This window comes from Flavobacterium sp. GSB-24, assembly GCF_027924665.1.
Lineage (GTDB): Bacteria > Bacteroidota > Bacteroidia > Flavobacteriales > Flavobacteriaceae > Flavobacterium.
In genome coordinates this window covers 2,288,355-2,311,082 of record NZ_AP027043.1, presented here as the reverse complement: position 1 = coordinate 2,311,082, position 22,728 = coordinate 2,288,355, and the positions used below count along the sequence as shown (strand labels likewise).

At 33.6% G+C, this 22,728-nt stretch carries 20 protein-coding genes and 2 tRNA genes; 13 read left to right on the top strand and 9 right to left on the bottom strand.

Annotation, left to right across the window (positions count from 1 at the left end; all coding sequences use genetic code 11):
* Positions 1-199: 199 nt before the first annotated feature.
* The 12 genes from QMG60_RS10130 (at position 200) to QMG60_RS10075 (ending at position 11,089) form a co-directional block, all read left to right on the top strand.
* On the top strand, positions 200-508 hold the full coding sequence (locus tag QMG60_RS10130) for a thioredoxin family protein (protein WP_007805605.1): 309 nt from the start codon (positions 200-202) through the stop codon (positions 506-508).
* A 112-nt stretch (positions 509-620) separates the two neighbouring features.
* Positions 621-878: a hypothetical protein gene (locus QMG60_RS10125; RefSeq protein WP_008462029.1), complete on the top strand. Its 258-nt coding sequence runs from the start codon at positions 621-623 to the stop codon at positions 876-878.
* Positions 879-1,226: 348 nt separating this feature from the next.
* Positions 1,227-1,724: a thiol peroxidase gene (gene tpx / locus QMG60_RS10120; RefSeq protein WP_057119330.1), complete on the top strand. Its 498-nt coding sequence runs from the start codon at positions 1,227-1,229 to the stop codon at positions 1,722-1,724.
* Positions 1,725-1,737: 13 nt separating this feature from the next.
* Positions 1,738-2,112, top strand: coding sequence for a diacylglycerol kinase family protein (locus tag QMG60_RS10115; RefSeq protein WP_095955157.1), 375 nt, complete (start codon positions 1,738-1,740; stop codon positions 2,110-2,112).
* Between the two features lie 18 nt (positions 2,113-2,130).
* The gene (locus QMG60_RS10110; RefSeq protein WP_281867737.1) at positions 2,131-4,584 is read left to right on the top strand and encodes a DNA translocase FtsK; all 2,454 of its coding nucleotides are present in this window, start codon (positions 2,131-2,133) and stop codon (positions 4,582-4,584) included.
* 7 nt (positions 4,585-4,591) lie between these two features.
* Positions 4,592-5,284 carry an outer membrane lipoprotein carrier protein LolA gene (locus QMG60_RS10105; RefSeq protein ID WP_082586858.1) on the top strand — a complete coding sequence of 231 codons (693 nt, stop codon included), beginning with the start codon at positions 4,592-4,594 and terminating at the stop codon, positions 5,282-5,284.
* Between the two features lie 8 nt (positions 5,285-5,292).
* Entirely contained in the window at positions 5,293-6,750 is a 1,458-nt protein-coding gene (locus tag QMG60_RS10100) for an LptF/LptG family permease (protein ID WP_281867736.1), read from the top strand.
* Positions 6,751-6,752: 2 nt separating this feature from the next.
* A complete protein-coding gene (gene ribB / locus QMG60_RS10095) occupies positions 6,753-7,886 on the top strand; it encodes a 3,4-dihydroxy-2-butanone-4-phosphate synthase (RefSeq protein WP_281867735.1) in 1,134 nt (377 codons plus the stop codon).
* Position 7,887: 1 nt separating this feature from the next.
* A complete protein-coding gene (locus tag QMG60_RS10090; protein ID WP_057119338.1) occupies positions 7,888-8,286 on the top strand; it encodes an acyl-CoA thioesterase in 399 nt (132 codons plus the stop codon).
* A 139-nt stretch (positions 8,287-8,425) separates the two neighbouring features.
* A tRNA-Ser gene (locus tag QMG60_RS10085) sits at positions 8,426-8,513 on the top strand.
* A 261-nt stretch (positions 8,514-8,774) separates the two neighbouring features.
* Complete coding sequence (locus tag QMG60_RS10080; RefSeq protein ID WP_281867734.1) at positions 8,775-9,998, top strand: site-specific integrase; 1,224 nt, start codon at positions 8,775-8,777, stop codon at positions 9,996-9,998.
* A gap of 83 nt (positions 9,999-10,081) precedes the next feature.
* A complete protein-coding gene (locus QMG60_RS10075) occupies positions 10,082-11,089 on the top strand; it encodes a PDDEXK nuclease domain-containing protein (RefSeq protein WP_281867733.1) in 1,008 nt (335 codons plus the stop codon).
* Positions 11,090-11,990: 901 nt separating this feature from the next.
* Here the strand turns inward: QMG60_RS10075 and QMG60_RS10070 are convergent.
* The 5 genes from QMG60_RS10070 to QMG60_RS10050 all read right to left on the bottom strand — a co-directional run bounded on the left by QMG60_RS10070 (position 11,991) and on the right by QMG60_RS10050 (position 18,405).
* Entirely contained in the window at positions 11,991-12,134 is a 144-nt protein-coding gene (locus tag QMG60_RS10070; RefSeq protein ID WP_281867732.1) for a hypothetical protein, read from the bottom strand.
* Positions 12,135-12,466: 332 nt separating this feature from the next.
* Entirely contained in the window at positions 12,467-14,371 is a 1,905-nt protein-coding gene (locus QMG60_RS10065) for a DUF3732 domain-containing protein (RefSeq protein WP_281867731.1), read from the bottom strand.
* Positions 14,368-14,823: a three component ABC system middle component gene (locus QMG60_RS10060; protein ID WP_281867730.1), complete on the bottom strand. Its 456-nt coding sequence runs from the start codon at positions 14,821-14,823 to the stop codon at positions 14,368-14,370. Before QMG60_RS10060 ends, QMG60_RS10065 begins: the two co-directional genes overlap by 4 nt.
* On the bottom strand, positions 14,810-16,039 hold the full coding sequence (locus tag QMG60_RS10055; RefSeq protein ID WP_281867729.1) for a dsDNA nuclease domain-containing protein: 1,230 nt from the start codon (positions 16,037-16,039) through the stop codon (positions 14,810-14,812). Before QMG60_RS10055 ends, QMG60_RS10060 begins: the two co-directional genes overlap by 14 nt.
* A 476-nt stretch (positions 16,040-16,515) precedes the next feature.
* A complete protein-coding gene (locus QMG60_RS10050; protein WP_281867728.1) occupies positions 16,516-18,405 on the bottom strand; it encodes a hypothetical protein in 1,890 nt (629 codons plus the stop codon).
* Between the two features lie 1,051 nt (positions 18,406-19,456).
* Between QMG60_RS10050 and QMG60_RS10040 the strand changes: the two genes are divergently transcribed.
* Positions 19,457-19,544: transfer RNA gene (locus QMG60_RS10040), tRNA-Ser, on the top strand.
* Between the two features lie 171 nt (positions 19,545-19,715).
* On the opposite strand, the gene QMG60_RS10035 is transcribed toward QMG60_RS10040, so the two are convergent.
* The 4 genes from QMG60_RS10035 to QMG60_RS10020 all read right to left on the bottom strand — a co-directional run bounded on the left by QMG60_RS10035 (position 19,716) and on the right by QMG60_RS10020 (position 22,726).
* Entirely contained in the window at positions 19,716-19,997 is a 282-nt protein-coding gene (locus QMG60_RS10035) for a DNA-binding protein (protein ID WP_281867727.1), read from the bottom strand.
* A 43-nt stretch (positions 19,998-20,040) separates the two neighbouring features.
* Positions 20,041-20,466 carry a hypothetical protein gene (locus tag QMG60_RS10030; protein WP_281867726.1) on the bottom strand — a complete coding sequence of 142 codons (426 nt, stop codon included), beginning with the start codon at positions 20,464-20,466 and terminating at the stop codon, positions 20,041-20,043.
* 254 nt (positions 20,467-20,720) lie between these two features.
* Positions 20,721-21,737 carry an HNH endonuclease domain-containing protein gene (locus tag QMG60_RS10025; RefSeq protein ID WP_281867725.1) on the bottom strand — a complete coding sequence of 339 codons (1,017 nt, stop codon included), beginning with the start codon at positions 21,735-21,737 and terminating at the stop codon, positions 20,721-20,723.
* Positions 21,738-21,775: 38 nt separating this feature from the next.
* Entirely contained in the window at positions 21,776-22,726 is a 951-nt protein-coding gene (locus QMG60_RS10020) for a hypothetical protein (protein WP_281867724.1), read from the bottom strand.
* Positions 22,727-22,728: the final 2 nt, after the last annotated feature.

The window sequence follows — 22,728 nt, the reverse complement described above, 5'->3', positions numbered from 1 at the left end:
ATACTAAGTTTTTTAACTTAACTTTTGAATCTTAAATACAATTCTACAATAAAAGTCAAGAGATTCTAAGATTAAACTTAGATCTTAGAATCTCAACGACTTAAAAAAAAATCAAATAAATCCACACAAAGTTATTCGGTTCGAGAGCAAACTTAGCATCTTAGAACCTTAGCAACTTAGTGTCTTAAAATAAAAAACTATGTTAATCGACTTAAACGAAGATACGTTAGCAGATTTAGTTGCTAAAAACGAAAAAGTAGTAGTACAATATTCAGCTTCATGGTGTGGAAATTGCCGTATTATGAAACCAAAATTCAAAAAATTAGCAACAGAAAATGAAGCTATCACTTTTGTTTTGGTTGATGCAGAAAACTCTCCAGAATCAAGAAAATTAGCTAATGTGAGCAACCTGCCTACATTTGCAACTTTCGTAAACGGACAATTAGTTGGCGAAACTCAAACCAACAAACAAGAAGTTTTAATCGATTTAGTTAACGCAATTGCTTAAATTTAGATTAGTTAGACTGGCTTAGATTTTTAGACTTCTTAGAAGTTGTCTACAAACTTTAAAAAAGTCTAAGGAGTCTAAGAATGTCTAAAAATCTAAGAAGTCTAAAATTATGAAATTACCCGTAATAAAGCATTTAACGCAATTTATCGAAGAAAACGATCAAGATTATATTATCGAAACGATCGAAGTTTTGGAAGCGATGACTGAAATTCCTTCTCTTAAAGACGAAGAATTGGATGTAATCGGCGAATTGATTTCGAATATGTACGGTGCCCTTGAAGTACAAAAATTGGTTGCTCAAGGAACAGATAAAAAAGAAGCTCTAAATACGTTCATGAAACGTGTTTTAGGTTCTATCGATAAATAAATCGGCCTCTATATCTCAAAAAACAAAAAAAAACATGACTGAGAAAGCGTTTCTATTTTAGAGACGCTTTTTTTTTGGTTGTGTCAAATGGCACGCGGATGACACGGATTCACTTCGTAAAGTCACGGATCTAAACGAATTTTGTTGTTTCCTACTTAATAGTAAAAAGAAAAAAATCCGTTTAGATCCGCGTTTTTGCGTAAGCAAATCCGTGTCATCGGCGTTCAATCTATGCGAAAAGCAAGATAAAAATTCACCTCCTTAATCTCTCCTTAAACCCCTAACAAATACTTTTAGATTCAAATATTAATCCTTACTTTTGAGCCTCATTAATTTTAAACAAAAATCATGGCATCTATCACATTAGGAGGAAATCCAGTTCATACATCAGGCGAGTTACCAGCAGTTGGATCGCAATTAGCTGACTTCAAATTAGTTCAAAATGACTTATCTGTTGCTTCATTAAGTAACTTCGCTGGTAAAAAATTAGTTTTAAACATTTTTCCAAGTGTTGACACAGGAACTTGTGCTGCATCTGTTAGAAAATTCAACGAAAGTGCAAGCGGATTAGAGAACACTACTGTTTTATGTATTTCTAGAGATTTACCTTTCGCTCAAAAACGTTTTTGTGGTGCTGAAGGTTTAGAAAATGTTGTAAACTTATCTGATTTTAAAACTGGTGATTTTGGAAAAGCAAATGGTTTAGAAATCGTTGACGGACCTTTAGCTGGTTTACATTCAAGAGCAATTATTGTTGTTGATGCTGATGGAAAAATCGTTCACACAGAACAAGTTGCTGAAATTGCAAACGAACCTAATTACGAAGCAGCTTTAGCAGCACTATAATATTTTCCCTTAAATGGAGTTTCAAAAAGATAATACTTTTGTTACAGGTCGATTAAAGAGCGTAACTTATGCTTTTAAAGGAGCTGTAAAATTGATTAAAACAGAACACAGCGTTATGGTTCAATTCTCATTGGGAATTATCATGACCATCGCTGGGTTCTATTTTCATATTTCACAAACCGAATGGCTTTGTCAAACAATGGCAATTGGTTTGGTTTTAAGTGTTGAAGGATTAAATACGGCAGTTGAAAAAATTGCCGATTTTATTCATCCCGATTACAGTAAAAGGATCGGTTTTATCAAAGATATTGCTGCAGGGGCGGTATTTTTTGCTGCAATGACTGCAATAGCAATAGGCTTGATTATTTATATTCCAAAATTTATTTAAGCAAAGGGAAACGCAAGAATGGCAAAAACTAGCAAAAAAGAAACTGTAGATAAAAAAAACGACAAACAAGAAGGAAATAAAAGATCTTTTAAGATATCCAAACAACAAAAATTTGTTTTAGGATGCCTTTTGGTTCTTTTTTCTATTGCACTATTAGTGGCATTTATTTCTTTTTATGTTAATGGACAATGGCAGAATGATCAAAGTGTCGTAGACCAGCTTGGCGACCGTACAGAAGTTGCTGAGAACTGGCTCGGAAAATTTGGAGCTTTTTTAGCAGATTTGATTATTTACAAAGGTTTCGGAATCGCCTCTTTCATTCTTGTACGTTTATTTTTCCTTACTGGAATGTTTTTAGCATTAGAACTTTCTACCCAAAAACTAAAAAATACTTGGTTTTGGGATATTTTTGCTATCATAGTTGTTTCTATTTTATTTGGTTTCTTTGCTACTTCTGCACCAGAATTAGGCGGTACAATTGGTTACGAACTAAATTTATTCCTGCAAGATTATATCGGAAAAACTGGCACTTTACTTACACTGCTTTTTGGGTTAATTGTATATTTGATTTTCAAAATCAAATTATCTCCAGAAAAAATTCAATCGTATTTTGATTCTACTAAAAAAGAATTCAAATCAGAATTAGATGCTTTAAAACCTGCTGTTCAACAGCCAGAAAGCGCTTATAATTTAGAAGAATTTGCCGTTGAAGAACCAGAAAAAGATCCTGATTTAGATGATATTCATATCAAAACTGTCGATTCTCAATTTGAAATCAACAAAGAAGCATTAAAACCAACTATTTCTCATTCTTCAGAAATTGAATTGAATCCGATTTTAAAACCAATTACTCCAAAACCGGAATTACCGCTGGTTTCTCCCGATGAAGCATTTGTAATTGAAAAAGCGAAAGAAGAAGATATTATTGAAGAAAACTTAGCTTCTCGCCTAGTTGCCGATTTTGGATTATTTGACCCAACTTTGGATTTATCCAATTACAAATTCCCAACCATCGATTTATTAAAAGAATATTCGACTGGCGGAATTACAATTAATCAAGAGGAATTAGAAGAAAATAAAAACAAAATTGTAGATACACTTCGTAACTACAAAATTGAAATTGCGCAGATTAAAGCAACCGTTGGACCATCGGTAACTTTATACGAAATTGTACCCGAAGCAGGAATTAGAATTTCTAAAATTAAGAGTTTAGAAGATGATATTGCCTTGTCCTTATCTGCATTAGGAATTCGGATTATTGCGCCAATTCCAGGAAAAGGAACGATTGGTATTGAGGTTCCAAACAAGAATCCAACTATGGTTTCTATGAAAAGTGTTATTGGAGCTGCTAAGTTCCAAGAAGCTGAAATGGAACTGCCAATTGCTTTAGGAAAAACCATTTCGAATGAAACTTTTGTTGTCGATTTAGCCAAAATGCCCCACTTATTGATGGCCGGAGCAACTGGACAAGGGAAATCTGTTGGATTAAATGCGGTTTTAACTTCATTATTATACAAAAAACATCCAGCAGAAGTAAAATTTGTTTTGGTCGATCCGAAAAAAGTAGAGCTTACTCTTTTCAATAAAATAGAAAGACATTATCTAGCCAAACTTCCAGACACAGAAGATGCTATCATTACAGATAATGCAAAAGTTGTAAATACTTTAAATTCACTTTGTGTGGAAATGGACAATCGTTACTCTTTACTAAAAGATGCGATGGTTCGTAATATTAAAGAATACAACGAAAAATTCAAATCCAGAAAATTGAATCCAGAGGCTGGCCACCGATTTTTACCTTACATCGTTCTGGTTGTCGATGAGTTCGCCGATTTGATTATGACAGCAGGAAAAGAAGTCGAAATTCCTATTGCCCGTTTAGCACAATTAGCCCGTGCGATCGGAATTCACTTAATTATTGCAACACAAAGACCATCTGTAAACGTTATTACAGGTTTAATTAAAGCCAATTTCCCAGCGAGAATTGCTTTTAGGGTAACTTCTAAAATTGACTCGCGAACAATTCTTGATACCCAAGGAGCCGATCAGTTAATTGGACGTGGAGATTTATTATATACCAATGGAAATGATGTAGTACGTGTACAATGTGCCTTTATAGATACTCCAGAAGTTGAAAAAATTACAGATTTTATTGGAGGCCAGAAAGCATATGCTACAGCTTATTTGCTTCCTGAGTTTGTTGGAGAAGAAAGTGGCATTAATCTTGATATAGATATTTCTGAAAGAGATACTTTATTTAGAGAAGCGGCAGAGATTATTGTCAATGCACAGCAGGGTTCTGCTTCTTTATTGCAGCGAAAATTAAAATTAGGATACAACAGAGCCGGTCGTTTGATCGATCAACTGGAAGCAGCAGGAATCGTTGGTCCGTTCGAAGGCAGTAAAGCACGCAGTGTAAACATCTTAGATTTAAATGCTCTTGATCAATTTTTTAACAATGAACAAAATTAATCCAATCATGAAAGCAAAAATTCAAGAAATCAACAACAATTCTATCACAAACATGACCAAAAGATGTTTTCAAATGGCAGTTATATTGCTTTTGAGCTTCACTTCTGTTCAGGCTCAAGATAAAAAAGCTAAAGATTTATTGAACGAAGTAACTTCTAAAATTAAAAGCTACAATAATATTGTTATTGATTTTAAATACTCTTTGAACAATGCCAAAGAAAATATCAATCAAGATAGTAAAGGAAATGTTACCATGAAAGGCAACCAATATGTATTAAATTTCATGGGGGTTACTAAAATTTTTGACGGACAAAAAACATACACTATTGTTCCTGAAGACGAAGAAGTTACAGTTTCTAAAGTGAACGAGAAAGATGATAATGCTATCACTCCTTCAAAAATGCTTACTTTCTTTAATTCTGGCTATAAATACAATATGGATATTGTACAAAACGTAAAAGGAAGAAAAATTCAATACATTAAACTAGTCCCAACTACTGGAAAAGACCAAAGAAAAGAAATTCTTTTAGGCATTGATGTTCAGACAAAACACATCTATAATTTGATTGAAACTGGAAAAAACGGAACAAAAACAACTTTAACCGTTAATTCTTTTAAAACCAATCAGCCTTTATCAAAAAATCAATTTACCTTTGTAGCGAGTAAATATCCGAAATACTACATCAATAAATTAGATTAATCAGAAGGTTGAAAATTCTAGACAAATACTTATTAAAAACATTCTTACTTACATTTACTACGGTATTTGTAATCTTATTTTTCATATTCATACTTCAAACAGTATGGCTATTTATATCAGAACTAGCAGGTAAAGATCTCGACTTAATATTGGTTGTGAAATTCCTGCTTTTTTCTATGCCTCGTATTATACCACTGGTTTTACCCTTATCGGTTTTATTGGCCTCTATTATGACTTTCGGAAACTTAGCCGAAAACTATGAGTTTGCCGCAATGAAATCGTCAGGGATTTCGCTGCAGAGAGCGATGCGAGTCTTAATTATTTTTATTTTCGTTTTAAGTATTGTTGCATTTTGGTTTGCCAACAATGTTATTCCTTACGCTGAATATAAATTTGTCAACTTTAGAAAAAATATAGCACAAGCTAAACCTGCAATGGCGATTGCTGAGGGTCAGTTTAACGATGTTGGCTTCTATAATATTAAGGTTAATAAAAAAACAGGCGAAAACGGAAATCATCTTACAGGAGTAACCATTCATGAAAAGCCTAATAATATGGGCGAAAACAAAACAGTTATAAAATCTAAAACTGGCGAACTGGTAAGCAGCGAGCAGTCTAGTATTTTAAAACTGATTTTAAATGATGGTTATTATTATCAAGATGTCACTCCAAAAAAATACGAAGATCGCGCTAAACTTCCTTTTATAAAAGGAAAGTTCAAAAAACAGATCATCAACATAGATTTATCGGAATTAAACAAAGTGGATGACAGCAAGGAAAGTATCGCTGGTACAAATGCAATGTTGAATGTTAATGAATTACGATACACATTAGATTCATTAAACAAAAACTTAGACAACGAAATTATTTCTTTTTCAGAGAATATAAATCAGCGTGTCGGAATTAGAAAAGCTCCTCCAGTAGCAGTAAAAAAAGATTTTAAGAAAAAACAACTTCCTAACGATCTTATGTCAATGTATTCTAACAAAGACCAAGTAGACATTTTAAAAATGGCTGCAAGCACTGTTACAAGTAATATTTATTCGATAGAAACTACTCAAAAAGATTTAAAGGACAAACAACGTGAAATCAACAAACATTTAAGTGCTTTTTACGAAAAGTTTGTTATTGCCTTTGCCTGTTTTTTAATGTTTTTTATTGGAGCTCCCCTCGGTGCTATTATTAGAAAAGGCGGACTTGGGCTTCCAATTGTTTTTGCCGTTTTAATCTTTATTACTTTTCACTTTATCAATACTTTCGGAAAAAGATTATCACAAGAGGGCGGTATGACTCCTTTTATGGGATCATGGATGTCGTCGTTTATTTTATTGCCGTTAGCAGTTCTTTTGACTTATAGAGCAACAAACGACAACGGATTAATTAATTTTGATGCGATTACAACTCCAATTTCACAACTATTTCAGAAAATTTCTGAGCGGTTCTCACCTGCTCAAAAGCAACAATAATTATGTCAACAACAAAAATACAACTGAATACCATTGAAGAAGCTATAGAAGATATTCGTCAAGGTAAAGTAATCATTGTAGTCGATGATGAAGATCGTGAAAATGAAGGTGATTTTTTAGCAGCAGCTGAAAAAATAACACCTGAAATGATCAATTTTATGGCTACCCACGGACGCGGTTTAATCTGTACACCATTGACAGAAAGCCGTTGTAAAGAACTAGACCTTCGTGCCATGGTTACTAACAATACAGATCATATGGAAACTGCTTTTACAGTTTCTGTTGATTTAAAAGGAAATGGAGTTACAACTGGAATTTCGGCTGCCGACCGTTCAAAAACAGTTGAAGCTTTGGTTGATCCTAATACAAAACCACACGATTTAGCTCGTCCTGGTCATATTTTTCCTTTGATCGCTAAACAAGGCGGTGTTTTAAGAAGAACAGGCCATACCGAAGCTGCAATTGATTTTGCTCGTCTAGCAGGTTTTAAACCAGCTGGTGTAATCTGTGAAATCTTAAACGAAGATGGAACAATGTCTCGTTTACCTGAATTGATAAAAGTGGCGCAGAAATTTAATTTGAAATTAGTTTCGATTGAAGATTTGGTTGCTTACAGAATGCAGCACGATAGTTTGATCGTTAAAAAAGAAGATTTTGATATCGAAACTCGTTTTGGAACTTTTCGTTTGAGAGCTTACGAGCAGACTACCAATAAACAAATTCATATTGCATTAACAAAAGGAACGTGGAGTTCTGGAGAACCTATATTAACTAGAATCCACTCTAGTCAGGTAAATAATGATTTATTAGGAACATTGACTAATAATGCAGAACAGCAATTAGACGAAATGTTTAAAGTGATTAATGAAAACGGAAAAGGTGCTGTTATTTTTATCAATCAAGATATGACCGCTGTTAATCTTCTAAACAGAATTTCAGAACTTAAATCACTCCAATCGCAAGGAACATTAAAAGCTCCAAAAGTTATTATTGACAGCAAAGACTACGGAATTGGCGCTCAAATCCTTCATGATATTGATATTTCTAAAATTAGATTAGTTTCGAATACAGAGCAAACAAAACGTGTTGGTATGATTGGTTACGGACTTGAAATTACAGAATACGTTAATTACTAATATGGGGACAATAGAAGAAAGAATTCAGAAATCTGAGACACGTATATTCAAAGCCGTTTTTCCAAGCACAACTAACCATTATGATACTTTATTTGGAGGAACTGCACTTCATTTAATGGATGAAGTTGCTTTCATTTGCGCAACACGCTTTAGCCGTAAAAAAGTTGTTACAATATCTACAGGACAAATTGACTTTAAAAAAGCAATTCCGGCCGGTACTTTAATCGAATTAGTTGCAAAAGTAGACAGCGTTGGAAGAACCAGCTGTAAAATCCATGTTGATATTTTTATGGAACAAATGTATTCTGAGCTTCGCGAAACGGTAGTTTCGGGAACTTTTTCTTTTGTTGCAGTTGATGAGAACAAAAAACCGACCCCGATTTTGGACGATTTGGATTAATTTACAAAAAAATCGTGTTTCGGAAATACTGATAATTAGATACTTGAAAATTATATTAAAAAAACTCAGAAAAAAGTTTTTATAATCGGAAAAGCGCACTATATTTGCACTCGCAATCACGAAATGATAGCGACATATTGGAGAAATGGCAGAGCGGTCGAATGCGGCAGTCTTGAAAACTGTTGACTGTAACAGGTCCGGGGGTTCGAATCCCTCTTTCTCCGCCAGTAGAAGTTTCAGAAGAAACTTTAAAAGTCAAAAGCCTTTAAACACTAGTGTTTAAAGGCTTTTTCGTTTTTGCAGACTTTTCAAAAAGCACATGTTTTATCAAAGAATGGTTACCCTATTAGTTACCCCGTCTTTTTTTGATTTTTTTTTCTCAAAAAAGGGTAACTAAAACAAAAGAATTCCTTGGGAATTCCCTGCTGTTTATGGGCTCTCTTAAAATTTTTAATTCAATTTGATTATTAATTTTAAAACTAGATAACATGTTAAAAGTAATTTTTTACCAGAAATCCGACAGAGTAAACAAGAACGGCGAATCTCCAATCTATGCCCGTTTGAGTTACAATGACAAACAAATTTCAATGTCAACCGGACAAGCCATTTCAAAAGAAAGATGGGCCAGCACCAATAACCTTAGAAACCAGCTTAAAATTGAAAAGGAAATAGTAATCAAAAACCTGCTTGATCTTTTCCAGCTCAATGTTGCCAAAAAATTTACTGAACTATTCAGAATCGATCCTGAGGTCAACCTTCAATTATTAAAAGCTGAACTGACAGGAAAAGACAAAATCGACCAGTCTCAAGGCTCTACCATAATTGTGATTTTGGACACTTATATCTTATTTTTCAGCAAAAGAGTCAACTCAGGAGAACGTGCTCCGGCTTCATTGCAGAAGTACAAAAGGGCAAAAGACCTGCTTCTGAGTTTCATCAATAGCAACTATAAAAAGGAAGACATGCCGTCATCTGAACTATCCAGCTCATTTGTCTTTAAACTGGAACAGTTCCTTAAATATGAGAGCAGTTTTAAAGATCAGACAGGCATAAAAAACAATTCGGTGGTAAAATATATGAAAATGTACAAAACTGCCTGCAATTACGCCATCAAGATGGATTTGATCATAAAAAATCCATTCAATATATATGACGGCAGACTGAGTGTCAAAGATGCTGTTTTCCTTACCCAGCAGGAACTGAACACAATCGAGAGCAAAATATTTCAGACGCCGCGTCTGGAAAAAGTTAAGGACATATTTCTTTTCAGCTGCTATACAGGATATGCACCCATCGACGCCTTGGAACTCACTGAAAGAAACTTATCCGAAGATTCAAATGGAAATTTATGGATTATGACCAGCAGGGCAAAAACTGCAATTAGGGCCAATGTACCGGTACTACCTACGGTTGAGAAAATTATTTTTAAATATAAAAACCAGCAGAAAGGTCTTATTCCCAAAATTTCAAACCAGAAAATGAATGCCTATCTGAAGGAAATTGCCGATGTCTGTGGCATAAATAAACACCTTACTTGGTATGTTGCCAGACATACTTTTGCCACCACTGTCACTTTAGGAAATGGGGTAAGACTGGAAAATGTATCTGCAATGATGGGACATACCAACACTAAACAAACCCAGCATTACGCAAAAGTTTTGGATGTGAACATAATGGAAGACATGGAAAAACTGAAATCTAAATTTAGGTAAAATACTTTCAAAAAAAAGGTTTCTTGATTTGAAACCTCCATTTAAAATTTAATCAAATACGTCTAACTATTAAATTAAAAAAAATGCTAAAAAACCATTCCATAATTCCTGATATAAAAGCAATAATTGAAACTTCAAAAGAACGCGCAATTAGAGCTGTCGACAATGAAAGAACTGCGATGTATTGGTCGATCGGAAAACGAATTTTCGAGGAAGAACAGCAGGGAAAAGAAAGAGCCGACTATGGCGCTTATTTAATTAAATATCTTGCAGAAGAATTACAGCCGCAATACGGAACTGGCTTTTCAATAAGGCAATTAGAAAGATACCGCCAATTTTACAGAACTTTTCCAATTGCGTCCGCACTGCGGACGCAATTGAGCTGGACACAATACAAACTTCTGATATCCATTGCTAATCAGGAAAAAAGAGAGTTCTATATTGCCGAAAGTGTTAAAAACAATTGGACATCACGCCAGCTGGAGCGACAGATAAACAGCAGTCTATTTGAACGACTCTTAATAAGCAGTGATCAAAAAAGTATACTAGCTGTTGCACAAAATGAAAAACTGCCTTCAGATGCCCGCGAAATCATAAAGGATCCTATGTATTTAGAATTCTTGGGCTTAAAACGCGAAGCTGCATACTATGAAAAAGATCTGGAAAAGGCAATTATCACTCATCTTCAGGAGTTCTTATTAGAAATTGGAAATGGTTTTTCATTTGTTTCTAGACAAAAAAGAATACATATTGATGGAGATGAATTTTTTGTAGACATGGTTTTGTACAATCGATTACTTCAGTGTTTTGTTTTGATAGAAATTAAAACTCACAAACTTATCCATCAGGATATTGGACAATTGCAGATGTATGTCAATTATTATGACCGCATTGAAAAAAACGACAACGAAAACCCTACTATAGGAATATTGCTGTGTGCTGATAAAAATGACGGAGTAGTTAAATTCACATTACCTGAAAACAACAAAAGTATAATTGCAAGCCAGTATCATTTATACCTTCCGACTGAAGAGCAACTACTTGAAGAAGTCAAGAAAGAACTGGCAAATTTCGAAGAAGACAAAAAATGATTTTAAAAATAAGTCCCAGAAATTCACAACGCAGTATCCGAAGACGATTTACTTAAATGAGATACGGATAAGACACAAAACAGAAAGCCTGCAGAAAATCTGCAGGCTTTCTTAAATCCAGCTAAATCTGTGACGGTAATTCATCAAGTCATCTTAATGTTGCAGAGTCTGTAGTTCTACTTCTATCAGAAACAACAGGTCTGCATTATCTTTATTAGCATATCTAACTGAAACAGCACCATCTGCATAAGCTTAAATTTATATCAGCACTAAAAGCTAATATTGATACAACATTAAAAGCTAATACTCAATCAACATTAAAATTGCTTTTAAAAAGACCTTTAAAAGATAGGAAACCCTTCCAGTTGAACTTAAGTCCTATATTTAACCTCATATATGTATATAGATTTCTATAGTTTTCTATACATAAACTCATAACTCTATACAGATCTTGGACAGAATACATCTCAAATCTTACCATCATCAAATTATAAAATTCACAGGCAAAAAAAACTCTAAACGTTAATTGGAGGACATACCTTTTTGTCCAAAAAAACTAAGGCTGTTTTTAAAAATATTTCACGGGTCAATGTTTTGGAGCAGAATCATGACACTCAGCACTTATCAATAAGTTTGCTAAGATTAAAATCAAACCCTTTTTAACTTGGGTTCGAATGGTAGAGCTTCAGTAATCTTTAACAATTTTATCTGAGTTTGAAAATATGGATCTCAATTGTCGTTACAGTGTCACGACAATTTTCCTGTTAACTAGCTGTAAAATGCTTGCACTTTATTTTCCCAAAGTTAATTTGGTATTTACTTTCCAATTGTGCCGACAGTGACGGCACAATTGGTTTTCACTATTGTATCCGCAGTTTGGACCTAATTCTATAATGGCCTATTAATTTTCAGTGCTTTCAATTAATTTGTCTATATTTCCTTTTACAAGTTGTTCTAATTGATAGGTCTCAAGCCCTAAAGGTTTATCTAACCCGCGCATTGCATATTCAAATTTTATTTTACTTTTTGAATATGAAGGTTTCAAGGTTTAGGTTCGAATCCTGCTCTCTGCGTTTATCACAAACATTACCGATTGTATATTTCCTTTTTTTTTATGGAATTCAACACGTTATCTTTATGTTGCGGATTCTGAAGCTCCACCAGTACAATTTTCAATGGCAAACAAATTTCAATGTCAATTGGGCAAGGCATTTTAAAAGAACGATATGCCTGGAGGCACAGACATCTCGGTAAAAGTTAGATACAAATCTGGATGAATTATAACATAACAAAAGATACACTAGAAGGACTCAATATTGATAGTAAATTATAATATTCCGAATAACAACTTTTAGCCATGTAGGTTGGACAAATGTATTAACCAATATTATCAGGATTTACAAGTTTATTTCCATTCTTAAATTCCCTATCAACAAGATGGAAATTTTCCAGCTTCTCTTCAGCCCATACATTTTCTGGAATGTGCTCCAGTAAAATGATCTGAAATTGCTTCTTTTTTTTCTTGAAGCCGTTGATAAAATTATCCATGTATTTGAGTGCCTTGTTTAATTTCTCCCTATCCGTTTCTGATAAATCCTTAATATCAACCTTATCCGCTTTTTCTATCTTTTTATCTTTTCTGGTCTGATCATAATATGGCGTACTTACCTGGTCCAACATAAGGAATGTCGGGACATAGATATTTTCCTTATCCCTATTGATATAGTTATGCGTTCCTCCGAAAAATGCAAGATGCAGATACAAATAGATAGAGGCACTGCCCAATTGTTGCCATTTGATCACTTCATTTGTCTTTGAATTAATTAAATCCAATCTATTAGCGGACTCATTATAAAAGGCTTTATATTCAGAATAGTTTTCGATTTGAAGTTCTTTTAATGCCTCATCTATACTTTCTCCTAAAAAATTCAGAACAACCCTCTTTAATTCTGGATCTTCATCTAATTCCTTTGATTTTTCAATTATTTTTTCTTCCAGTTCTTTTTTCCTGCTATTATAATCTTCAGTCTTGGAATCATTTTCGTAATCTTCTAATTTACTTTTGACATAGCCAAGATGGATATACTTTTGCTTCTCTGTCGCTCGAATACTTTGAGCTTCGGGATGTTCCTGAATTTTGGAATTAACTTCTGCTAAATCGGATTTAAATTTTTTGATTTCCCCACTGACATCCAAAGTCATTGAATCTTTAACTGTCATTTTTTTTGTCAGTGACTGCAGGCTGCTGAATTCGCCGTCTAAATTATCAATTAGATTTACTACCGTTTTAGTAGTCAGAAGATCATTAAAATTATCTTTTATGTACCTAATAGGCAACAGACTGTCAATATCCGATTTCAGATAATCCTGATACTTTTTATTCTGCTTTTCATATCCGCTGAGGTTTCTAATTTTAAGCAGAATCTCCGTTTTTTTATTTTTTAATTGAGTGAGTTCCGATGGTGTTGGATCGATGTCTTCAATACCATTGTGAATCAGACTTTTCAATTTTGCAACCACCTCAGCATCGTCGTAAATATTATGATTAATCAAATTTAGCTCTTTGGTTTTCGTATACAAGCCGCCCAGAATTTCCTTAAATTTCAGTTTATTGGCAATCTCTATCGATTGTCTTTTTTCCAGTTTTGCAAGTTCAATCTCAATTTTTTTGATTTCACTATTGAGCAAAATATTTTTTGGAGTCTGGGCTCCTATAACCCAGTCTAAGAGCTTCATAACAGAAAGTGCATCCTTATACCTGCTTTCTTCATGCTTGTCAAATAGATAGTGCCCGCTTGGAAGGGTTTCCTGTCTCTGTATGCAAAACAGCCAGAGAAAATACCTAAAAGAAATCTTGGTATTGGCTTTTATGCTACCTGAACCTGTAAAATTAGTTTCAGCATCTATGCCAAATTCCTTGCTCAAAACCTTCTTCAGCCCCCCGTTCGTCATGTTGGCTACAGGCATTTCCGGTATTATGCCGATATCTGAAAAATAATACTCATTAAATGTCGTTGAACTTGTTATCGCCCCCCTTGCAATAGTAAATTCTTTGCCGTTAATGACAAAATTAACTCCATACCATTTTACATTTTCACCTATGAATTTAGGGGATATATCAGTTGAACTTGCTAAAAAGCAATAATCGATTATCCGTATTATGGACGATTTTCCTGTCGTGCTGTCCCCTGTAATAACATTGATTTTATTAGGCAGGAAATCCAACTCTCTTGTGCTGCCGTTATTAAACCACAATTTGATCTGCTTTATGTAAAAATTCATAATTCTATCTTTAATGATGAGTATAATTCAATCGCTTCAATCTCTAAAATGACCTGCAATTTTTCCGAAGCTGCCACTATATTCTTAGCCCTAGATCCCAAAGAGTCGGATTGCAGATCAAAGCTGTTTTCGAGATAGATGATTGAATTCGATTCCATTTTTATAAATTTTAACTCCTCTGCAATACAGACAGCATTGAAAGTCAATGCATAAAAATTCTTGAATGAACCATTGAAATTTAAAAAACTTCCAATCCTGCGTGAAACTAAATCCTGAATTCCGATTACCTTTGCATTCTTATTCTTCAGGAATGACACTAGATTATCGTTTAACAGAAATGGAAGTATCAGAAAAACTTTCGAGTATTCAAGAGTTTTCATTTTTGACATTACACTCAAGATTGCCACCAAGGCAACTCCTTCATTATTATATAAAAATTTATTTGTTGCCATATTTGTCTTTCCACTCTTTTAGCCATCCTATTCTTAACTCATCGCTTAAATAGATAAATGTTCCATTTGAAATATCCTGTTCCATTTCGACGGAACTTAATTTAAGCACTTCCAGCATACAGTCATCATAACAGTCAAGCGAATTATTCTCTTCACTATTTACCTGTCTATGTCTAATCTGATGTCGATGTTTCCATCTCTTAACCGCTTGCTGAAAGTAAAGCTCCCGTTCCTCAGGCAAAATTATATTATCCCGCTCTTCCCATTTTTTTAAGTTTGCCAGACATATTTGCATATAATGGTTATATTCAATAACATCCTCCAAATTCACATTTAGATCAAGAAGCTGCTTAGCAAATATTTTATCTTCCAATTTTGGATTTAACACCCGTTCATGAGTGGTTTTATAAAATTTCGAATTTCGAACCTTATCCAAAACAGGCTGCAGAATTTTCTTTGAAAAATCTTCCTTGCTGTATACAACCTTTTCATTATCCTTAATTGTCAGGTAATTAATCGTTCTCAATCTTCCCTCAATTTCAAAGTAGGCATCTTCATAATTATCGACAGCCAAATTTATTTTTAGATATTCTTGAATCTGACCGATCAGATCGTCTTCATTTAGGGTAACATTAATTCTACCGAGGAATTGCTCTAAATGTTTAAACTCTAGAAAATCACTTACAGATTTGTTTAAAACAGGTTCCGCGGGGGATTCATCATCGCCTTTTTTCTTTTTTGAAATTTTTTTAGGCTGAATTAATATTCGCAAATTTTCTTTGAACTGCCCAATATCTATAGTTCCTTCTCTCAGTGCATCAAGGTTGGTTAAAAACACGTTTTCGTCACTTTTAGATTTGTTGGTAACCAATCCAAAATATGTGCTAGCGATAAAAGCCGTTTGGGATAAATCATCCTCCCTTCCATCCTCTGGGTCGCATATCAGTTTCATCCAGTTGTCAATCGTATGCCAAAGCGAATAATCTTTTGAAGACAAATTTTTGGCAGAACCATCAGTTTTGGTTTGAAGCGTATGTTTTAGCTGTAGCAGTTTTAATTCGTTACTGCTCGTTATGACAATATCATCTTTTTCTTCAACGCTCAATGATTCATTGGGATCTAATTTTAATAATTGAAGAAGTGCATAATAGTGCTGATAATGAAATCCGATCTCTTTTTTATCTGCCGCAGTTTGATCCTGAAATTTTCTACTCATTAAATTGGTGATGATTTAAATTTTGAAATTAAGTCAAAGTCCTAAATCGGAGGCATAACTTCATTTTTTTGGAAATGTAATTAAAAAAAATTAACAAAAAAAATATTATTTTAAAAAGGACTGGTGATTTCTAAAATCGTAAAAAGGAGGCTTCAAAAAACACACACAAAGAGTTATAAAGTACCTAGGAAATCATTTTTTAGCATTGCAGTTAAAATAAAATCTGTTTTCAGAAATTGAATCCATATCATGATAAAATTTTAAATAGATGACAGGTAGGGGATACTCGCTAATTAATAAATCAATTCAATCAAACATACATAATTGACTATACTTAGTTTTACATTTTTCTATAATCTCCCATCTAAACGTCTAATTAGCTTTATAAATTTTAAAGCTAAACAGCAAGTTCCTCTTACATAGCAAAATTAAAAAGCTGTAAAATTAAAATCGCTTGCATTTTACATCAATAATAATTATCGCGCTTTTATCCTTGCCACTCTGCTAATTTTATCTAAATAACGAATATTCATACGATCCGCATCTTGCATTGCCGATTGTATTTTATTATTAAACTTTTCAAATACCGCGCTTTGCCTAACTGTATTGCCTCCAAATTTCAACGTTGAAAAAGCAGTTCCTATTAATGGATTTCCAGTTACCATTCCAAGACCATCAAGAGCTACGCTTGTCACAAGATCGATGGTGTTAGGATTTATTTTTCCCTTATTTAATTTTTTTACGATTTCATTGTTGTAATGCGCAACTTTTTCCGTTCGCTCATCTTCTGTAAGTAAAGCAAGTGTTTCCATAAGCAGTTTTCCTCCTGAAAAGGTAGGAAAACGATCAATTTCTTTTTCAAGTTCTGTAACTGAAATAAAATCATTTACCCTGATAATATCTATTGGATTGATTTGTATTACTCCATTCTGGGCTTTTATGTCATTTTCAGCATACGAATTTAAATAGCCCCCAGTAGCGCATTTATAGAAATTGAGAAAATCACCCATAAGGCAAGCATAAAACTGATCGGAATAATCCTCAGGCGACCCAAATGGAAAATATGTAGCTTCTAACGCATTAGACAAATGGATTGAAGAAGAAAACATAGTAAATTCAAATGAACGATCTTTTCCAGACTGTTCACTTATCTTTCTTTCAAGCAGATTATTAATCCCGAAAATAGACGTCCCAAAAGTTCCTTTTTGGTGCAATGCTTCAAAAGATTGCCTGCGAGCCTTTATAGGCCAGGTCAGCATCTCCATCAAAAATCTAGAATCAACTCCCGTCTCTTGTCCAAGTAAAGCGCACACTTGTCCAATTTGATTCAAAACATCAGGATCATTAAAAATATAATTGTCTGAAATTGAAACTATGTCTGTTTGCTGTAAAGCTGCAAGTGCTCTTCTTGTTATGACTGCGTCCGGACAAGCCTCATAAGCCTCCATCAAAAACGACAGATCGTATCGCGATTCCATCTGGGTCAAAACAAGCTTTATCCTTCCCTTTTTGATTAGATCTAGAAATTCCTTTTTCAATATATTAGCTTCTTTCAGCCATTTTTCAATTTTCGTTTCAAAAGGAGGCGTTAAATATACTACCTGAAATAGCAGCAAATGATTTCGCAAATCAATATTTGTAAAAATGCTAAAATCTACATAACAGGAGTAATTCTTTTCATTATAAAAATAAAGATCATTTTTCTTAAAAGAACCTTCAAATATTTTATCTACGTTGTCAAACCATAAAGACTCGTCCCGTTTTGAGAATTCAAAACCATTATTTTTGCGCAGTCTCGACGAATGCAGGAACTGAATGGCATCAAATTCATATTGCGGAAAATCATCAATTTCCTCTTCCATGTGCTGGTCAACCACTTCGAAATCAAATGGAAGATTCATTCCTTTTAAGAAATTTTCCACTTTTGAACGTTCCCCGATGCTTAAAAATTTGTGCGTCGTAGACTGTCCATCATTTAAGACATGCCTTGCTGTAAAAATTTTTACACCCGTCTGAACTGTTTCAATTTTATAAAATCTAACGCTTGGAAACTTAGACAGTAGTAGGTTAAAAAGCATCACAGCACTTAAATACATTCCTTCAAATCCTTTTGAGATCGCACTGTCTTCAATTGGATCAATAATCTCCTGAAACTCGAGAGGCGCTTCTTTGACAACTGTTACTGGCACAGAAATTGGTCTGATACTGTGATTAAAATTTTCGACGATATCTTGAAAATTATCTCCCACATTTTGGCAGTAGATTACAAAGTTACTATCTGATATTTGATAAATCGATGTGCTCATTTGAGGATATTCTCCTCTTAAGTTAAGATCAGCTCTTTTTATAACACCTTTGAATGACATTTCGTAATTAATTAAATTAAAAATAATAGTAAACGCACTTGTATTCACTAACACAAACTACCCTAGTTCCATAAATTAATTCGCCACCAAAACCCTAAAAAAAGAAAAAGTGTGCGTTATCAATGACGTAAATATACTACAAAGAACTATATCATTATGACTTGAAAAACCTATTCCACAAGTTTTTATAACGGCCTTCACAAATAAATCAAAATGAAAAATTTATAAAATTGGCCACTAAACTTTAGACTAGAACTAAATTAACTATTTGATTGCTATCGTTTCGGAAAGATCTACGGTTGCTATCAAGGCAGCTATATATTGCTGCATCTCATTTAGCTATTCAGACAGCGTCTCGAACGTATTCACATGGAATTCATAATCCTGATCCAACATTTGAATTATTTCAGTAAAGCCTTTTGAAATCAGATTTCCTAATAAATTTATGATATTGATATGCTGTCGAGCATCAAAATCTTTTCTCACCTTTAACAGTATTGCTTACTGGATTGACAGAACTTGTCTCTTTTTTCGAACTTAATTAAACTTTTCTCTACATCGTATAGATTGAAACAACTACCTCCTCCACATGATCGTTAGCTTATCTAATTGTAAACTCCAATTTTAAACGAGATCAATATAAAAGAACTTATTTTGGAGATTAAAACGTCTAAATACTAACTCTAAATAGTTTTGTGCTCAGAAGTTTTATGATTTTTAACAGTAATACTGCGATAACACTTTTCAAAGTTAATTATCAACTTTACAAATCTTTACAATTGTGTCCGCACTGCGGACACAATTGAACTAATCACGTAAAAAGATTCACAAAGAATAATAAAAATCCATAAATACATAAGTAAATTATAGCCTTTATTGTACGAGCAAATCATTAAACTCACAACCTCTGTATCACAAGGAGTTAACAGCTCAATTAAAATGACAGTAGCAAATAAAAATTATTTCCTTTATAAAACTATCAAAAAAATTTCTAGAATTGAAAAAACATTTTATCTTTGCACCCGCAATGAGCAAATGATTGCGTCTTATTGGAGGAATGGCAGAGCGGTCGAATGCGGCAGTCTTGAAAACTGTTGACTGTAACAGGTCCGGGGGTTCGAATCCCTCTTCCTCCGCCAGTAGAAGTTTCTAAAGAAACTTTACAAATCAAAAGCCTTTAAACACTAGTGTTTAAAGGCTTTTTTATTTAGAATTGTATCGAATCCTAATTGTAAAAAGGAACCCTTTTTAGTTACCCGCTCTACTTTGAACTCTTTTTTAAAAATCTGGGTAACTAATTAAATGCGGAATTATGATTCGTTGCTTCTGAGTATTTTATCGATCTTTCCACTGTCATACAAAAAAATATCTCCCAACTTAGTGTAGGGCAAAATTCCGGTCTGCCTATACTTTATAATGGTATTATTGGACAGTCCAAACATCTTTTTTAGATCCTCATTTCTGTAATATTCAGGCCTCAAAACTTTCCCCTGGCTGATTTTTGAATCAATTGCTTGCAGTCTTAAAAGTACAGCCTCTATTAATTGTTCTACTCTCATAACAAAAGAGAGCTTTCTTTCTTTTTTTGTCATCACTAAAAATTTAAATTTTAAACTAACCTATTTTTACCAGGTCTCACCGGCTCTCAATCCTTCTTTTCCTCTCCTGTAATCTTATTATAAGATCTTGCAGAAATACAATCTGCTTCTCTCTGTATGTGTAACCCTTACATTCGGAAAACTGTCTGCTGATCGACTTGATTTTCGACTGTCCATTGCCATCACCGGCATATGTAAAATTATTTTCAATGAAGAACTGGAACTTACTTCTATTGTTTTTTTCATCTATCGCATCAAAAAATAAAATTCTCTCATCCATTAAAACATAGAAGAGCTGGGCTAAATCAATTTTATTATATCTGGATTTACATTTTTCTTTAGAAGGAAAGAACTGCATTTTATTATCCCGACCAATTACACAGCATAGATTTTCTAACAGGCAAAGCCTTTCATCTAATTTTAAAATATGATTGAATAACGTTGCTAACTTTTCACTTTTCATCATCCATAAACTTAGTCATCACACTATAAATGAATATATATTGTTAAGTCTTTTTCAACTAGCGTCGAGATAGACAGATTTGTACATTTTCACTGTGCAAGTACATTTAGCGACAAATATAGTAGACCGCTTTAAAATTGATTAGACACTTGTAATTGTTGGCATCATTTGTCCCTAAAAGGTCTGCCCCCGCTGCCTTTTTGCACACCAGTTTTACAAATAGTATCATATGACCAAAGTGGTGTTGACGGTTTCTAATCCTTCATATATAAAAACCCGTTATTACCGGCAATGGTAACAAGAGGCTGAACAGCCTGTTTGTACCGCAGATAATCAAGCCCTGTATCCTGTTGCAAATCAGGAAAAATGGTAAGATAATCTTCCAAATATTTATTCTTTGCGTTGTGGCTTTTCACTATTTCATAGGCTAGCTTTTGGAGATTAAAAAAATCATCAAAATGTTTTTCGATCAAGGGAAGCTTATCACCTTTGGAAGAATTAAAAATTTTATCAATTGGGATTAAGTTCCAAATTAAATCATGAGAAACAAACGCATGAGGAATGAAATGGTCTAAAGCAAATTTCTTCTCCTGAAAAACCAGTCTTTTATTTGTAAAAATACATTCTACTGCTCCCAATTCAGCAAAGACCAGCTTCCAATACTCATTGGTTTGCTTCATTAAAGAGTTTCTGGATAAAGCCCTGCTTATTTTATTTGAAATATCCGGAACATTAGGGTTTCTTTTTTGAAGAAAAAGTGACAAATTCCAATAACAGAAGTCTCTAAGTATTTTTGAATTTGATTTCAGATAAGAAATCCAGAGGGGATTTATCTCTATAGCATCTTTTTCTAAACGGTAGATGCATCCGTGCTCAAAATCCTGAGAAAGGGAATAAATGTTATTGCGATTTCCCGGAAACCAGGACGAGATAAACCAGTGGGGTACATTTTTATCAAAATGATTTAATATTTTTATTGTTTCAAGGCTGGGGGTGTTTTCTAAAACGGTATTGATTACATTTTTATTTTCATTTACCCTGAGACCTTCTATTCTTAAAATTGCCATAACAGATTCCTGGATAAGATCCTGTTTTCCAAAAGAAACATGAAAGTAATTTACCGTATACCAGGAGCTGCTGATCATTCTCGCAAAAAGCATGCGCTTAGGAATATAGGTATGATCTTGTTCTACCAGTTCCAGAATAGCCAGGAACCAGTAAAATTTATAGGTGGCAGAAGTATTGGCAAATACCGATGCCAATTTGTTCACTGGCAGATTTTGGTCATATGGCAGGCTCATGTTCAGCTTTATAAATAATTATTATCAGTCAATATATGGATTAAATCTAAAGATTCTTCTTCAATCCATTTGTCCTGGGCAATTAATTCAGTAATTAATTCAATCTGTTGCGATGAAAAATCATTTCTGTTTAAATTTGAAAAATCATTACCCTTCCATTTGCTTTTATGATGTTTTACATTAACATCAATTGCAGCCTCAAGTGAAAGGGGCTGTATAATTTTAACCTCAGCACCTTTGGACCTGAATATCTTTTTAACAGTTGAATATATCAGTAATCCGTTATAATCCCAATCGCAAAAATAATATATTGGAAGCTTTAATTTGTCCTGGGAAATATCTTCCAGCGGTTTAGTATTATTACCCCCGACATACCATAGTTCAATATTGCGGTTTTTATATTCCAGAGGAACCTTAAGACAGTCAATATTTTCGCAAAGAACAATGATTTTTGGTTCATAGCAGTCAACAACAAACCGCCACTGATTATTTTTAGGGTCCTTTTCCGGAAATTCAGACAATTCCAATATTTTCAGAACAGCATTCCTTACACTGAGTTTATTTGATAGATATTTAGAATTTTGATTTTTATAAATTAAAGCAGATAACTTTTTCTCTGTCGTCACATTCTTTTTTATTTCTTCCTTATTATAAAAAACAAACATGAGTGCCTTTAAATCCTGTTCGTCAAAAGATTTTTTCGCATCGTTTTCAATACCTGATCTTTCAAAGAAATTATTGTAATATTGATAGGTTTCTAAAAATTCCTGCTCAAAATACTCCTTAAATCTTGGTGATGCTTCGATAATATTGTGGTTGCCGACTTTATATTTTATCAGTTTCTTCTGTTTTAAAATTACCTGATTGATGAAATCACTATTTATAATTTTTAATTTTGTTTGTTTTAAAGTGTAAAGCTGATACAGTCCCTTTAGGTATTTCCATTCCATCTTTTTCATAA